This window comes from Nostoc sp. FACHB-892 (assembly GCF_014698795.1).
Taxonomy (GTDB): Bacteria; Cyanobacteriota; Cyanobacteriia; order Cyanobacteriales; family Nostocaceae; genus Nostoc.
This window is the reverse complement of sequence record NZ_JACJTR010000015.1, coordinates 65554-80817: the sequence shown is the minus strand read 5'-3', so window position 1 is coordinate 80817 and position 15264 is coordinate 65554. Positions and strand designations below refer to the sequence as shown.

Genomic DNA, 15264 nt, shown 5'->3' with positions numbered 1-15264 from the left:
GGATAATTTATTTTTTGCAAGTTTTGGTACTCTATTTTATTTGAATCAGCAGCTAGGCTGGCTACCTCGTAACCTTGGCTGGAATACAACTGTAGTAACTGTTGTAGTGGTTTCAATTAATAATATTGATAAATAAAAAATCTAACTCCCCAGCAGAGTTTTCTACTAATGTTGGGGGGAGCCAAACTCCCTTCCTACTGTGTATAAAACGAGGGATTCGCGCTTTGATTACGGAATTGATGTTCTAGGTGCGATCGCCTTATTTTGTTTCTTAACCGATCTCATCTGCAATGCTAATTGCTGGTTAAAATTATCAGTAGAAACACTAATTTCTTCGGGAGTGAAGAACGTGGTAATTGAAGGTACCCCTGGAAACGACTATCTAACTACGATTCAAGCAAACGAGCAAATATACGGCTATGAAGGCGATGACACTCTAATAGGTGGGTCGGATAAAGACTACTTAGTGGGAGGAGGTGGTAATGACATTCTCACTGGTGGTAGTGGTAGAGATACTTTTGTCTTGGATTACTCAGGTGGTGGTATTGATACAATTACAGACTTCTCATTTAATAACGATATTGTTAAAATTACTACCCCCATTATCCCTTCTATTAATATAAGTAACTCCAGCTCTAAAGGTTATGAAGGCGATGACATTTTAATAGATAGATCAGGTAAAGACTACTTAATGAAGGGAGTTGGTGATGACATTCTCACTGATGGCAAGGATAGTAACACCTTTCCTTCTATTAAATCTTCTGAGAATGATATTAAAGTTACTAAGTCTAAAACTAAAGTTACTAAGTCTAAAACTAATGCTTTGCTATCAAAACAAGTTCTGGGTGAAACTCAATCAGCAATATTTGGTAGGGGTATCAAACTTCCTAATTATTTAAGCTATGACGGAAACACTGGTGCTCTATTTTATGAGGATCGGCAATTAGCTTGGCTACCTCCTAACCTTTACTTTCCTAACGATTTAGGACTTACGCAGTGACAGAAAAGCCAAAATAGCAGGTATGGTTTTCAAGACTTCTAATTAGATTTTTCAATTACCTTTTTGCAATGTCTGTCTTTAACAATAACGCTCCTGCGGACGCTTGTTCCTCTATGAGACGCTGTGCGTAGCTTACTTCTCTGTAGGTGTTAGGTATACGCTACCGCTAAGGCTGCGCTACCAGAGCGACGGAAACCGCCGCTTCGAGTTTTCGCTGTGATTTTTGCTAGTTTACGCTGCAATAAAATAACTTTCAAGGGTTAGGAGACAAGTTTTGTGAGTTTAAGAAGCTGGTTTGGTAACGGTTGTCACTTAAGGTTGTTAGGCTTAGTGATTCTAGTGGGTGTGATTGGAATAGAAGGAGGCGATCGCACATTTGCTCAGGTGACTCCTGATCCCTCTGTAGGAACTCAAGTGCAGCGAATCGACGACACTACCTTGAATATTACAGGGGGTACAACCGTTGGTAATACAAATTTATTTCATAGTTTCAGCAACTTTAGTGTTTCAAGTGAGGAGACAGTCAATTTCCGTAACGCCCCTAACATCAACAATATTTTGGTGCGAGTTACAGGGGGAAATCCCTCTGACATCCAGGGAACACTTCAGGCTCAAGCTAATCTCTTTTTAATAAATCCCAACGGCATCATCTTTGGAGAAAATGCCCTATTAAATATTAACGGTTCATTTATCGGAACAACAGCTAGTGCGATCCAGTTTCCGGGTGGTGGAGAATTTTCCATGACTTCACCCGTCAATCCGCTCAACCCCTTGCTGAGAGTTAATCCTTCTGCATTTCTATTCAATCAAATTGAATCTCAGCCTATTAAACCGATTCAAGTTAATGAAGCAATTCTGTTCGTTCCTGAAAGTCAGAGTTTAGTGCTATTGGGAGGCGATGTGAATTTAAAAGGAGCGATACTAAACGCTCCAGATGGTCGAGTTGAATTAGGAGGATTGGCGGGAGTAGGAACGGTAGGGTTGAATATTGATAACAACAATTTCCGTTTAAGTTTTCCTGATAGTGTAGCGCGAGCAGATGTATCTATTACCAATCTAAGTACAGTAAATGCTAGTGGTGAAGGCGGTGGTGGTATCCAGGTACAAGGCAGGCGCGTTACCTTCGATGATTCAGAGATTGCGGTTAATACCGTAGTCTCAAAATCAGGAGGAACATTAGTAGTAAACGGATCGGAGTCAGTAGAACTCTTAGGAGGAAGCCGTCTGTTGACTGAGACAACAAGCTCTGGAACTGCCGGAGAATTAAGGATTGAAACTGGGCGGTTGATTGTTCAAGATGGTTCGCAGGTTTCAGCTTCCACTTCTTTACAATCTACAGGAGGGGGAGGAACTTTATCTGTCAAGGCAAGGGACTCTATCCAACTAATTGGAACCTCGCGACTTGGAGCTAGTGGCTTGTTTACCGTAACACAAGGCATTGGAAAAGCCGGAGAATTGAAGATTGAAACTGGGCAGTTGATTGTTCAAGATGGAGCGCAGATTTCAGCTAATACTCGTAATCAGGGAAGGGGAGGAAGGTTATCTGTGACCGCAGACTCTATCCAACTCATTGGAACCTCCCTAAAAAGTGTCAGTGGCTTATTTGTTGGGACTATAGCTAGTGGAGATGCCGGAAACTTAGAGATAGAAACTGGGCAATTGATTGTTCAAAATGGGGCAAGAATTTCAGCTTCCACTTCTGCTGAGTCTACTGGACAGGGGGGAAGCATCATAGTTAAGGCTGGAGAATTAAATGTCTTAAATAACGCTGACATAACTGTGAGCAGTCAAGGCACAAAAAAAGCAGGTGATTTGGAAATCACTGCTCGTTCTATCAAATTGGATGAGAAAGGTAAGCTCATTGGGCAAGCTAACTCCGGTGATGGTGGCAATATTATGCTGAACCTGCAAGACTTATTGTTACTGGGCCGAAACAGTGAAGTTTCTACCTCAGCAGGCACTCAAGGGGCTGGTGGAAATGGCGGTAATATTACTATCGATGCGCCTGATGGCTTTATCGTCGCCAAACCAAATGAAAACAGCGACATCACCGCCAATGCCTACAATGGTAATGGGGGAACAGTCAAAATCGATGCTACTAAGATTTTTGGAATTGCGCCACTAACTAGCGAAGACCTTAGAAGATTGCGCCCTGATGATCCAGACCCGCGTCAACTTCCGACAAATGATATTACAGCAATTTCCCAAACAAGACCTGATTTAAGGGGCATTGTAGATATCAATACCCTCAATGTTGATCCCTATCGAGGATTAATTAACTTACCAGTCGTACCAGTCGATACTCAAGTCTCGCAAGTCTGTCAAGCACGTACAGCACAAAATCAAAGCAGTTTTACCATTGCCGGACGCGGTGGGTTACCACCCAACCCTAGAACCGAACCCCTGACTCCTGATGCACTTCAACTAGATTGGGTAACTCTCAACCCTAAAACTGAAAACCGCTCTAGTACAACTGTTTCAACTCAGGCAAGTATCTCCAATCCAGTAACGATTGTAGAAGCACAAGGGTGGGTGAGAAATGCTAAAGGTGAAGTTGTACTCACGGCTGATGCGCCTACAGCTTTGCCTCATAGTTCCTCGCTTACTCCTGCTTCTTGTTTCTAAAAAAACCAGGTTATACCAATTCAAAATTCAAAAATAAGAAAGCCAGATTTCATGTGGGTTTCCAGATTTAAATCTGTTACATTCTTTTTTAAAATTGGTATTAGTTTAGAGAAACCGGATTTCTGGGGCACATTAGAGCCAATTGCCTACTAAAACGTAAGGTGCCCAGAAGTATGGAGCTTTTTCGTTAGCAAAAACTGATAATTGGGCACGCTGGAGTGCCTCGGCTTTATTCACCCCAGCTTTTAACTGTCGATAGAACTCACTCATTACATCGGTGGTAGAACGATCATCTATTGACCATAATGTTGCTAGTGTACTGCGTACCCCCGCCCGCATAGCTATCCCAGCTAATCCTAAAGCTGCTCGTTTATCTCCCTCAGCAGTTTGACAAGCACTCAGGACAAGTAATTCAATGTAGTTAGACCTGTTTTTGTCGCTAACTCGCAGTAGATTATCAAATTCTTTAACCTTAATCAGTTTATCCCAGGTGAGAATAAAGGTGTTTTCAGCATCAGAACTAAATTCACCGTGAGTTGCTAGGTGAACCACAGAGAAGGGAACTGTTTGCAACTTGTTTTGCAGGTTTGTTTGAGTAAACTCTTGATTTAACAGTTCCTCACTCTTGGATACCTCAGATTTAATTTCTTTTAATTCTCGTGGGACATTTTGCAATTCGGGAAATTCTCTGCCTTCGACTGGGCGTTTTTCACTGACTCCAGCAGTTAAAGCATTTAGCTGTACCTGTCGCAAAGGTTTGGGATCAAGGAGTTGTAAACCCGGTGTCAAGGCGATCGCATATTTCTCTACCAGATATTTCTCCTGCTGTTTGTCGTATAAAACCGCCATCGGAATATTCCGCAACTGACCATCTAGTACAAACACTAAGGTTTTTATCCCATTTTTGGTTAATTCTGCTTGTGCAGGTCGAATTAACCAGTCATATATTTGTTGGGACTGCTGCTTAACTCGAACAGTCGCAGTGACATTTAGTAAGTTTTTCCTTAGTTCTGCTATTGTGTTTTCTATATCAGCTTGAGCTGTTACAGTCTTGTAGTGGCGCAAGTCTTGATTAGGCAACTTGAGGATAATATCTAAGCGGTCTGGCAAAATAATCGGATAGATCACTGCTGCTTGTTGGTCTTGCTTGTCAACTACTGGATCAAGTTCCTGCCTAGGAGTTAAACAAGCTGACCGAAAGAAGTTATCCAGTTCTGCCAATTGCAGAGATTCAATTACATCACGAGCAAGCTTTAGATTGTTTTGATTGATACTCTCTTGGGGCGATCGCGGAGTGTTAGCGAGTCCTTTTCCAAGGGGAGATGCCAAAGGTGAAGGAGCGTCCTCAAAAGAAGCGATACTCCCTGAACTTCGTTCCGTTTCTATACCAGAGCCTGCGCCAACACGAACGTCAGAACGCAACAGCAATTCAACTAACTCTCGATACACCGGCTCAACATTTTCCCTGAAGGAAAATTGAACGTCTGGATTAATGGCTACTAAATCACCACGCAGAGATTGAAGGGTCTTGTAGGCTACATTATAGGATGCGATCGCGCCTTTAATATCTCCCTTTTTTTTCAGTATGCGTCCCAGTTGCCATTCCCATTGATAAGTAATATCCGATGCATTAATACTTTGCGCTATGAATAAAGCTTTCTCGGTAAGCTCTTGAGCATCAGAAAACTGGCTGGTTTTTTCATACAACTCACCAAGGCTGCCCATAGCATAAGATTCTGCTCGCCGATCTTGTAAGCTTTGCGCCTCCTTGATCGCGGTGGACAATTGCTGGGCAATGTTCAGCCATGAGGGGGTATCTAGGCTAGTTTTTTCTTTTAATTGGGTAAGATTTTGGGAAAATTTAATCCGAGTATATACTGAGGTTCGGCTGGGTGGTAAGTTGCTAATTTCCGACTGGATTTGAGACGACAATGCCAATGCATCTTGATCTTGCTTTTTCTCCAAAAGTAGACTCAGTAAATTGAGGTGAGCCTGAATGCGGGTGATGGAGGAAACAGATACAGCAGCAGCCTCCTGGTAGTATTGCGAAGCCGCTTCAGTGTCTTGTTGGGCACGGGCTGTGTTGCCTAAACTGAGTTGAGCCTCAGCGATCGCTTTTGGAGATTGCACTCGCTTTGCCACTTCTAAACTTTTCCCCAATACCAAGCGTGATACGTTTAAATCTCCGACAACTCGGCGAATGTTGCCAAGACTACGCAATCCTGTAGCTACCAGAAGTGAGTCTGGAAGGCTTGTAAGGGTTTGCTGTACTTCGTTTAAAACTTTGTTAGCTTGAAGATAAAGCCCTAAAGCTTGCAAAGCTTGTGCAGAGTTAATGCGGTTACGAGTTAATTTAGACCTGTCTCCTATTTTCTGATAAATATCAGCCGCTTTTTGCCAAGTAGTTAAGGCCGCTTCTGCTTGTCCTTGTGCCAGTTGTAACTGCCCTTGCATATCTAGGGCTTGTGCGAGAATTTGCGATTGGTGACCAGAAGTGTCCGTATTTTCCCTTGGGTGTAATAACTTTAAACTTTGGGCGATCACTTTCTCAGCTTCAGCCCACAAGCCAAGTTGCTGATAAGCTAAAGAGAGATTACTCAGTGTCATCGCTTCCTTTAATTCATCCCTAGAGGCTGTAAACGCAGCAGCAGCCTGTTGCAAAACATTGACCGCTTCAGTAAATTGTCCCGTTTCATATAATGTTTTTCCCTGCTCCACTAAACTTTCCGCTTGGGATGCTTGGCTTTTAACTGTGAGTAGAGAGTAGGGACTAGGGGATTGAGCATTCACCAATTCCCTGTTTTCTGCATTTCCTTGTTTTCCCCACTTCTCTTGCTCAAGCAAATTTTGCATGGCAGAGTAGACAACAGGAGGTTTTGCCAAAACAGGGGATAAAACTATGCATAGAAACGCAGTCAACAGCGCTAGTAGAAAATGATTTAGCCGTTTCATACGCAATTATTAACTTATTCATTTTGGTGTTTATCGCAAGTAAAATGACCTTTGACTTACTCAAACCTCAGTTTGCTTTCTCATTTTGGTGTTTTCCGCAAGTGTAAAGGCAGTTTCACTTCGTACTCTGCGGTATCTTGCTACAATCCAAGCGTATTGACTTATATACAGCAAGGTTTTTAGCAAATGAACCCTGTCCCTATTCTCTCCTTTTAGGCTACGTTGTATACACAAGTCGGAAAAACTTCATCTACCAAAGAATTGCTGTGCGTTACGCTGGCGTGACAAAGCTAAATTGTTGCAATCATGGCGATGCCTACGGCGGTCTACGCCAACCCATTTGCTATTTCAGCGTACCCATTTGCTATTTCAGCGTACCCATTTGCTATTTCGGCGTACCCATTTGCTATTTCAGCGTACCCATTTGCTATTTCGGCGTACCCATTTGCTATTTCGGCGTACCCATTTGCTATTTCGGCGTACCCATCTGCTATTTCGGCGTACCCATTTGCTATTTCGGCGTACCCATTTGCTATTTCGGCGTACCCATTTGCTATTTCGGCGTACCCATTTGCTATTTCGGCGTACCCATTTGCTATTTTGGCGTACCCATTTGTTATTTCAGCGTGTCTATTGCGGTTCCCATTCAGATGCGGTACAAGATTATATTGCAAGGTGTAGGGGCTTGTCTTTGCCCATTGGTGTCAACTTAAGTTAAAACGCTTATTCCACAGGCGTTTTACCCCACACGCTAGATGCTCTACTTGGGGAGACCCCAGACGCTCCTCCGTCGCTAACGCTGGCGCTATCGCGCAGCGTCTCGCAGAGAAGACCGCACTGGCTCCCCTTAATCCCCTCCCCGTTCACGGGGAGGGGAGGTTTTGTCGCTAGACAAAAGCGGGGTGGGGTTCTTCGGGTTTAATAAGCAATCAAGCGGACATGATATTACGCAAGATGTAGCCGAAAACCTTATTCTTGCGTAGCGGTAATTCATGAATTACCGCTACTTTCATTAGCTTTTGCGTAAGTCCTAAAGGTAAGTACTAGTACAACCAGTGGAAATAAACAACCAATTCCAAATCAACGAAATGCTTACGCTGTAATCATTTTGACTTTTGACTTTTGACTTCCGCCTTGCGGTACTAGCTTTCTGAAGTTTCCTGAGAGAACTTCTTATGGATAGTTTTAGTGGATTCCCCATCAGCAGCTACCGTTATGAGATAGTCCATTAAACCATCTGAAAAGGGAAGGCGTAGGTGGAAAGTACCATCGGGTTTGATTTTGACGGCATGACCACTAATGTTTACGCTTGTATTTGGTTGGGTTGCTCCGTGAATAATCAACTCAGCATCTGCCACAAACCAAAAATCTTCGTGGGAACGACTAAAAACGCGAACATTAGGTGAACGGGCTATGAGTAACCAACGTGGTTTACCGCCGTAGGCATCGCTATCAGCGATATAGCCAATTTCAACCATGTAGTCGCGATCGCTGACGGGAATGGCCACAAAACGATCGCGTGCTACCTCTTCACATTCATACTGCTGTATAAGCTGGGGACTTTGATAACTCAAGTCAATCCCAGTTACATCATACAACCGCACTACTAGTTGAGAGCCGCCCTGTTGGTGGAGTGCTTCTTTCTGAGCCTTGGAAATGTACCAAGAAACATAAGCCCACTTAGGAGTGCGAGGTGTGATCTGTATTTTGCTTTCTTCTTCACTAATCTCTTCTTCTACATCCCAGTTAATATCTGTTTCACCAGCAATCGGCATATCATCAACTATGCGATCTGCAAAAAATGCACTGAAGACACGAATAATTGCTGAACGGGCGATGAATAACCAGCGTTCGCCATCAGCGACATAGCCAATTTCAGCTATGTAATTGCGATCGCTGATGGGAATTTCTACAAAGCGATCGTGCGCTGTCTCGTCACATTCATACTGCTGGACAAGCTGGGGACTTTGATAACTCAAGTCTATTCCAGTGACATCATACAGCCGCACTACCAATTGAGAGCCGCCCTGTTGGCGTAGCGCTGCTTTCTTGGTTTCGGAAATCTCCCAAGAGACATGAGCCGATGTAGAAGTATGTGGTGTGAGGACAATACTGCTCTCTTCTTCTGCATCTACTAAGTCAATAGCTGTTTCGGCCGTAATGGGTACATTGTCAACCGTAGTATCAGTTTGTTCTTTGGCATCTGATGCAGAAATAGTAGCCCAGCCTGCAATCCCCGCGCCTGCTGCTACAGTGGCAAAATCTGTGGAGTCAATTGCTGTTTCGTCCGCAATGGGTATATTGTCAACTGTAGTATCAGTTTGTTCTTCGGCATCTGATGCAGAAATAGTAGCCCAGGTTCCAATCCCTGTACCTGCTGCTAAAGCAGCAGCAAAATCCGTGGAGTCAGTTTCGGCAATACTTTCATCAACAGTAGGCTCTGCTTGAGATTCTTCCTCTGGCAAATCTACTGTGGGTTCAGCTGCGTCTGCTACCACATTCAATAAATCTTCTGGCAATTCTGGGAAATCCGGCGCTGAGGATGTTTGTGCAGCCGGGGGTTCTACATTGGCTGCCACTTCGTCAGACTCTGGTAAGGGTACTTCATCTACTGATATATCTTCAGTTGAGGTAATACTCTCTAGCCAATTCAATTCTGCCTGAAGTTCGTCATCTAGAAGTTCGTCATCTATCTGATCTTCACTAACTTCTGTGTCCCAATATCCAAATTTAGATGTTATTTCTGTTACATCTGGTAATTCCGTGAGTGGGGTTGTCTCCTCAGATAAAGGTAGTTCCACATCAGATGCCTCTTCTGGAATATTAGCTAGGTGAGGATATGAAGTATTGACTACAGCTGCTGGGGCTTCTATGTCCCATGCAATTTCATCAGAATCAGACTCAGGATTGCTCGTCTCCGTATAATTGTTTAGCTCAACTGTCTCATCAATGGCATCTGTTTCTGTTTTTTTGTTGTTAAAAGCAGACCAGCTAGCCGCCCCGATGCCGGTTGCCAGGGCTGCACCATTGGTTAAAGCTGCGGCTCCCAAGTTGTTATTTTCTGAGCCATTAGCTACACCTGATGTTGTGCCTTCATAAGAGTTAGAGGTACCATTAGTTCCCTCTTGTACTAAATTTGATGTCCCTTGAGTAGCATTTTCTGTCAGGTGAGATTGTGTTTGAGCATAGATGTTGAAAGGAGTGCGCTCTGGACTTTCTGGCTCTTGGAACTGCTGCACTGGGTGTTCCTCATGCATCGCTCCGTTAAGGGAGGGATCTGTGCTGGCGTTGAGCGCCGCCATTTCTCCATCTTCTGTGTTGGGTGGATGAGGATCTGATTCTGGTAAATTGTCTGTTTTTTCTGTGGGCGATAGGCGTTTTCCCCAAATCCACCATCCAAACGATGCAGCTACAGTTACAAGAAACAAAGGTAGGAGCAACCAAAATGGCGCTTCTCTATTTACAATTGGACTGCTTTGTGCTGTAGCAGGAGCCACAAATGGCTGTTCGCCAAATGCAGAAGTAGTTGCATCAGGGGAAGGCGTAGCAGCAGGTGTCGTCTGGGCATCGGGGGAACCTGTAACAGCAGGTTGTAATACGTTAGTTGCGATCGCCTCAGCTTCAGCCGTTCTACCTTGTTCTATAGCCTGCTGTCCTGAGGGTACAAGGGTAAAGCCGAGAAAATCTACTGTGCTTAAACTCGGATTTTTTTTGTAAGCGTAAACTAAAGGTTGCGAGAAGGGATATTTCTCATCATCTGGCAAGGCTTGATTTAATTGCAGAACTCGCACACCTGGCAACTTCGACACCTGATTAGCCAAGACATAGCTAATGCCGTCTTCACCCAGTTGTTTGATGATTTCTGCGGTATTATCCTCACTCAGTTGAATAGCATTGGCCCCTGTAGCAAATTCGGCATTCTTAAAGGCTGGATAAGTACGAAAAGTATTGCGAGTCTCACTCGTGTTCGGGTGATCGATAAACCGAATCTTCTTTGAAGGCCCTCCCAGTTGTGACCAATTTGTAATTTGTCCTCGGAAAATGCGGGCGAATTGCCTACTGGTTAAGCTTTGCTTGAAAGGATTATCAGCACCAACCACGATCGCAATCTTCTCACGGTACAAGCGAACTTGGTCTAGTCCTTGGGCTTTTTCTTCTGGTGTTAACCCACGCCCCATTGCTACTATGTCGATTTTGCCATCTAGCAAGTTTTTCAGTGCCGTATCAGTGCCGTTAGTGGCAATTTCAACCTTTTTGTCGGAAAACTGTTTTTCAAAACTTTCTTTCAAGCTTTGGTTAATTGCGCCTAAGCTACTTGAACCATCAATCCTTACTGTCGTTTCATTTTGCAATGTTTGCGACAGTGTAAAAGCAGGAGAATCAGGTTTAGATTGTGCCAGCATGGGTTCTGACACCAGTAAATTTGCTGCCATAGGGCTTGTAGCTAAGGCAAGCCATAATACCAGTCTAACTATCGAAATATCTTTTTTTTCTTGTTGCCACATAAGCCCCTTATTAAAGTAAAAAATAGAAAGCCTGCCAATCCTAAATAGCGATCTTTTTAAGGATTATGGAGGAGACGCGCTAATTATACATCTGAGTTATCTTTACTTCTAAGTTTCTTCAATGCACTTGTATCGATCTATACTTTCAAATAGCTTGTATAGCATGATAATTTATACTCTGATTGCTAGAGTCTGTTTACTATAAAATGTTCTAATTTATATTGCAACTTATACCAAGTTTGTACCTTATGGCCACAATTATGAATTATTGAATTACTAAAACTGGTAAAGTGTAGCAAATTCAATATTATTTAACAATATTATTTTCAGTAGTGCTGAGTACTGAGTACTAATTTTTCAGCATTCACCAGAATTTACTACATTTTTGAGATAACAATGACAATCTGGCTTATCAATCAGTGACTCTACCAAGGCATTTAAGGCAGTAGCAGCTAAAGCGCCACCTCCCAAAGTCCCTGCGACTGTAATAAAAGGTATCTCTTGTTGCATCAGTTGTCGCTTGGCTGCGGGAGCATGGCTAAAGCCAATGGGCATTCCGATTACTAATGCAGGCTGAATTTTTTGATTGGTTATCGCTTCACAAACTTCTACAAGGACTGAGGGAGCATAACCAACTACCAACACGCAACCCTGACTAACTTGCAGCAATTTTTCTCGCCATTCTCGATGCTGCCAAAAAGCAACTTCTGCTTCTGTGGCAGTAGTAATGTGAGGATTATCAATCAAGGTTTCAATGTGGCATCCCAAGTGAAGTAATCGAGTTTGATCCAAAGCAGCCGCAACCGTTTGAGTATCGACAACGATTTGACAGCTTGAAGATAAGGCTTCTCGACTAGCTGCGATCGCACCTCGGCTCAACTTGATAAAGGACACCAAACTGACATCGCCACAAGCCAAAACCAATTGAGAAATTAAGTGTTGTTCAATTTCCGAACGGTGAGACAAATCAGGTAGTAAGCGTTGTAGCGATTCTGAAAAAGCTTCCGAGTGCGTATGAATTTCTGCATCCAAACCACTCCAAAGATTTTCCAATCCCCCCAATCCAGCTTGAGTTTCGACATCGAGTAACTTAAGTTGTGCTAAAACCTCCGCCTGCATAATTTGACAATGGCGATCGCGCCCCAATAATCCTTCTAATGCTGATGCCGTTTGTCGCAGTTGAGAAATTTGTTGCATCACCGCCCGATATTGCTGCTGAAGTTGCGCCATCAGATTTGTAGTTGTATCCGCTTCTGGTTCCACTTCCAAAATATTGCGGATATGATTTAGCTGAAACCCTTGCTGCTTCAGTGCTACAATCCGTTGCAACCTGAGAACATCTTTTTTGGTGTAGAGACGGTAATTGCTGTGCGATCGCACTGGTTGCGGTAACAGTCCCAATTGATGGTAATGTCGCACCATCCGCGGAGTTAAACCGCCGCCTACCAAGTGCGTTAACTGCTTAATTGTCAGATCGCTACTTTTGATTTCCACGAGTTACGTCTTAATAAAGGTTAATTATTTATTGTGGAGGGAGCGTTTAGAAAAGGCGATGTCTGACGACAAGCGACTGCGTGCCTACGCTTTTAATCTAGCTTAGTTAAACTTGCTGAATTTGGAGGTTTTAGTACCAAAAGCAGCATTTGTATAAGTCTGGCAAAACTAGACGTTTGTATCTAAAAGGAAAATATCACCCTGCTTGGGATTATCAGTTTTAATGTCGATGATATCAGCTTGAATTCTAAGGTTGACCACCATGCTTTAAAAAGTTGCAGCCTGATCTGCGATCGCTGCATCAACCGCATTACGAAATTGCTCGTCGGAATAGTAATGCTTCGCATTGGTAATTACACGCTCAAGAACATTCCACCCCTCAGAACTTATAGCTGTGAATTCAACCAGCCGATTAAGGTTATCTGCTGGAATATCCTTCAAGAGATGACCGATCGCAAAATTGAAAAAAGGAGAAGCAAAAGCCTGAACTCCAGTAAAATCTAATTCTACAGGGTTGCCAGCAAGCATAACTGGATGAATTTGGTCATATACCTTCTGCCCATTCTCAGCGCTGATGGCGTATTTTCCGACAAGATCAAAAATTTTGTGTGCCATTAGAAAATCACTCTGCAAACCTACCCACTCTGCGTTTCAAAATCATTATAAACCTTGACATTAACATTAATGTCAAGGTTTAACGTAAGAGGGTCCCTGTAAAATCACCTCTCATGCTCTACCCCCAACGTTTGGGCCAATTCACCAGAGAACACGCAGATACCGTAGCAGCCCTTTTGTGTGGCTTACTGTTATTTCTCGGATGGTTCGCCTTACATCTCGGTTGGTTGGGATTGGCGTTGCTACTGCTACCAGCTGCTTATGTAATCGGTGGTTACGAAAGTGCGCGGGAGGGATTAACTACCCTCTTCAAAGAAAAAGAACTCGATGTAGATTTGCTGATGATTGTGGCGGCTATTGGTGCTGCTAGCCTCGGCTTATGGCGAAGAGAATATCATCTAATTATTGATGGGGCAATTTTGATTCTGATCTTTGCTATCAGTGGCGCACTAGAAGGCTATGCAATGGCGCGAACTGAGCGGAGTATCAAAAGTTTGATGAGCCTGACACCAGATACAGCAAGGGTTTTACTTCAAGGAAAGGAAGAGGAAATTCCTATCAGTCAGCTAAAAGTCGGTGATGAGATTATCGTCAAACCTGGAGAGCTAATTCCTACTGATGGGATAATTTTATCTGGTTACAGCACTCTCAATCAAGCTGCAATCACAGGCGAGTCTTTACCTATAGAGAAAACAGTGGGCGCAGAAGTATTTGCCGGCACACTCAACGGCTATGGTGCATTGCAGATTAAGGTACACAAACCAGCCCAAAGCAGTTTAATTCAGCGTGTGATTCGCTTGGTAGAACAGGCGCAGACAGAAGCACCACCTTCGCAAGAGTTTATTGATCGCTTTGAAAAAGGATATGCCAAAGTCATTGTAGTAGCGGGGATATTGCTGGCAACTTTACCGCCATTTCTTTGGGATTGGGATTGGGAAACTACCATTTATCGAGCGCTTACTTTCCTGGTGGTAGCTTCTCCCTGTGCGCTGATGGCTGCAATAATGCCTACGCTGCTTTCGGGAATCGCGAATGGTGCAAGACAGGGGATTTTGTTTAAGAATGGGGCGCAGTTAGAGAAGATTGGCAAAGTTCGAGCGATCGCATTTGATAAAACTGGTACTCTGACAACAGGGCAGGTGCAGGTATTCCAAGTAATTGTAGTTAGTGAATACACTCAACAAGATGTATTAAAAGCCGCAGCTAGTGTAGAATCATATTCAGAACATCCCATTGGTAGGGCAATTGTGCAGGCGGCTGGTGATCTAGATGTAGTTGGTGCAATCCAAGTACAAGCCATACCTGGACAAGGAATTGTGGGAATTGCTCAAGAACAACAGGTAATTGTCGGCAATGCCATTTTTGTGCAACAGTATGTTACAAATTTACCTGAAGAATTACGAAAAATGGCTCAATCTTTAGAGCAAGAAGGTAAAACTGTCGTTTGGGTAGCACAGGGAAATATAGCAGAGGTGATGGGTGTAATTGCGATCGCAGATGAAGTAAGATCGCAAGCAGCCGCAACCATTACCCGTTTAAAGCAACTGGGAATTGAACAAATTGTCATGTTAACTGGGGATAATCAGGAAACTGCTCACAGTGTTGCTAAAGCAGTAGGAATTGATCGGGTATATGCTCAACTTTTACCAGAAGATAAACTAGATGTTATCCGCCGTCTACAGCAAGAATATCAAACTGTCGCAATGGTAGGCGATGGGATTAATGATGCACCAGCCCTAGCGCAAGCATCTGTAGGTATAGCGATGGGTGTGTCTGGTAGCGATGTGGCATTAGAAACCGCAGATATAGTACTGATGGCAGACAAGTTAGAAAAAATTGCCGTGGCGATGCATTTGGGTAGGCGATCGCAAGCCATAGTAAAACAGAATATAGTCGTAGCGTTGGGTTTCATTATGTTGCTTTTGGTGGGCAACTTTCTAGGAAATATTAATCTACCCATCGGCGTGATTGGACATGAAGGTTCTACAGTATTGGTTACCCTCAGTGGTCTAAGATTGCTGAAATAAACTACTTTTCTCTCTTTTCTCTGTGTCGCGCCAGTTGCTACAAGTC

General features: G+C 43.4%; 8 protein-coding genes. 3 read left to right on the top strand and 5 right to left on the bottom strand.

Translation table 11 applies throughout. From position 1 onward, the window contains the following. The first annotated feature begins 199 nt into the window (after nt 1–199). Nucleotides 200–1000, top strand: coding sequence for a calcium-binding protein (locus H6G96_RS20105; RefSeq protein WP_242063347.1), 801 nt, complete (start codon nt 200–202; stop codon nt 998–1000). 276 nt (nt 1001–1276) lie between these two features. Next, nucleotides 1277–3625 (top strand): filamentous hemagglutinin N-terminal domain-containing protein, encoded by a 2349-nt coding sequence (locus H6G96_RS20100; protein ID WP_190913088.1) that lies wholly within the window; start codon nt 1277–1279, stop codon nt 3623–3625. Nucleotides 3626–3757: 132 nt separating this feature from the next. Here H6G96_RS20100 and H6G96_RS20095 read toward each other — a convergent pair whose 3' ends face one another. The 5 genes from H6G96_RS20095 to H6G96_RS20075 all read right to left on the bottom strand — a co-directional run bounded on the left by H6G96_RS20095 (nt 3758) and on the right by H6G96_RS20075 (nt 13191). Beyond that, nucleotides 3758–6577: a CHAT domain-containing protein gene (locus H6G96_RS20095; protein WP_199339635.1), complete on the bottom strand. Its 2820-nt coding sequence runs from the start codon at nt 6575–6577 to the stop codon at nt 3758–3760. 326 nt (nt 6578–6903) lie between these two features. Then, nucleotides 6904–7251, bottom strand: coding sequence for a hypothetical protein (locus tag H6G96_RS20090; protein ID WP_242063342.1), 348 nt, complete (start codon nt 7249–7251; stop codon nt 6904–6906). Between the two features lie 468 nt (nt 7252–7719). After that, nucleotides 7720–11082: a DUF4912 domain-containing protein gene (locus H6G96_RS20085; RefSeq protein WP_190913087.1), complete on the bottom strand. Its 3363-nt coding sequence runs from the start codon at nt 11080–11082 to the stop codon at nt 7720–7722. 357 nt (nt 11083–11439) lie between these two features. After that, entirely contained in the window at nt 11440–12570 is a 1131-nt protein-coding gene (locus tag H6G96_RS20080; RefSeq protein ID WP_190913170.1) for a precorrin-8X methylmutase, read from the bottom strand. Between the two features lie 273 nt (nt 12571–12843). Further along, a complete protein-coding gene (locus H6G96_RS20075; RefSeq protein ID WP_190913086.1) occupies nt 12844–13191 on the bottom strand; it encodes an STAS-like domain-containing protein in 348 nt (115 codons plus the stop codon). Nucleotides 13192–13304: 113 nt separating this feature from the next. Between H6G96_RS20075 and H6G96_RS20070 the strand changes: the two genes are divergently transcribed. Beyond that, nucleotides 13305–15218: a heavy metal translocating P-type ATPase gene (locus H6G96_RS20070; RefSeq protein ID WP_190913085.1), complete on the top strand. Its 1914-nt coding sequence runs from the start codon at nt 13305–13307 to the stop codon at nt 15216–15218. Nucleotides 15219–15264 lie beyond the last annotated feature (46 nt).

Bases quoted from the DNA above. Each gene is read 5' to 3' on its own strand.
- H6G96_RS20095 (WP_199339635.1), bottom strand. From the start codon at position 6,577: ATGAAACGGCTAAATCATTTTCTACTAGCGCTGTTGACTGCGTTTCTA.
- H6G96_RS20085 (WP_190913087.1), bottom strand. From the start codon at position 11,082: ATGTGGCAACAAGAAAAAAAAGATATTTCGATAGTTAGACTGGTATTA.
- H6G96_RS20075 (WP_190913086.1), bottom strand. From the start codon at position 13,191: ATGGCACACAAAATTTTTGATCTTGTCGGAAAATACGCCATCAGCGCT.
- H6G96_RS20070 (WP_190913085.1), top strand. From the start codon at position 13,305: ATGCTCTACCCCCAACGTTTGGGCCAATTCACCAGAGAACACGCAGAT.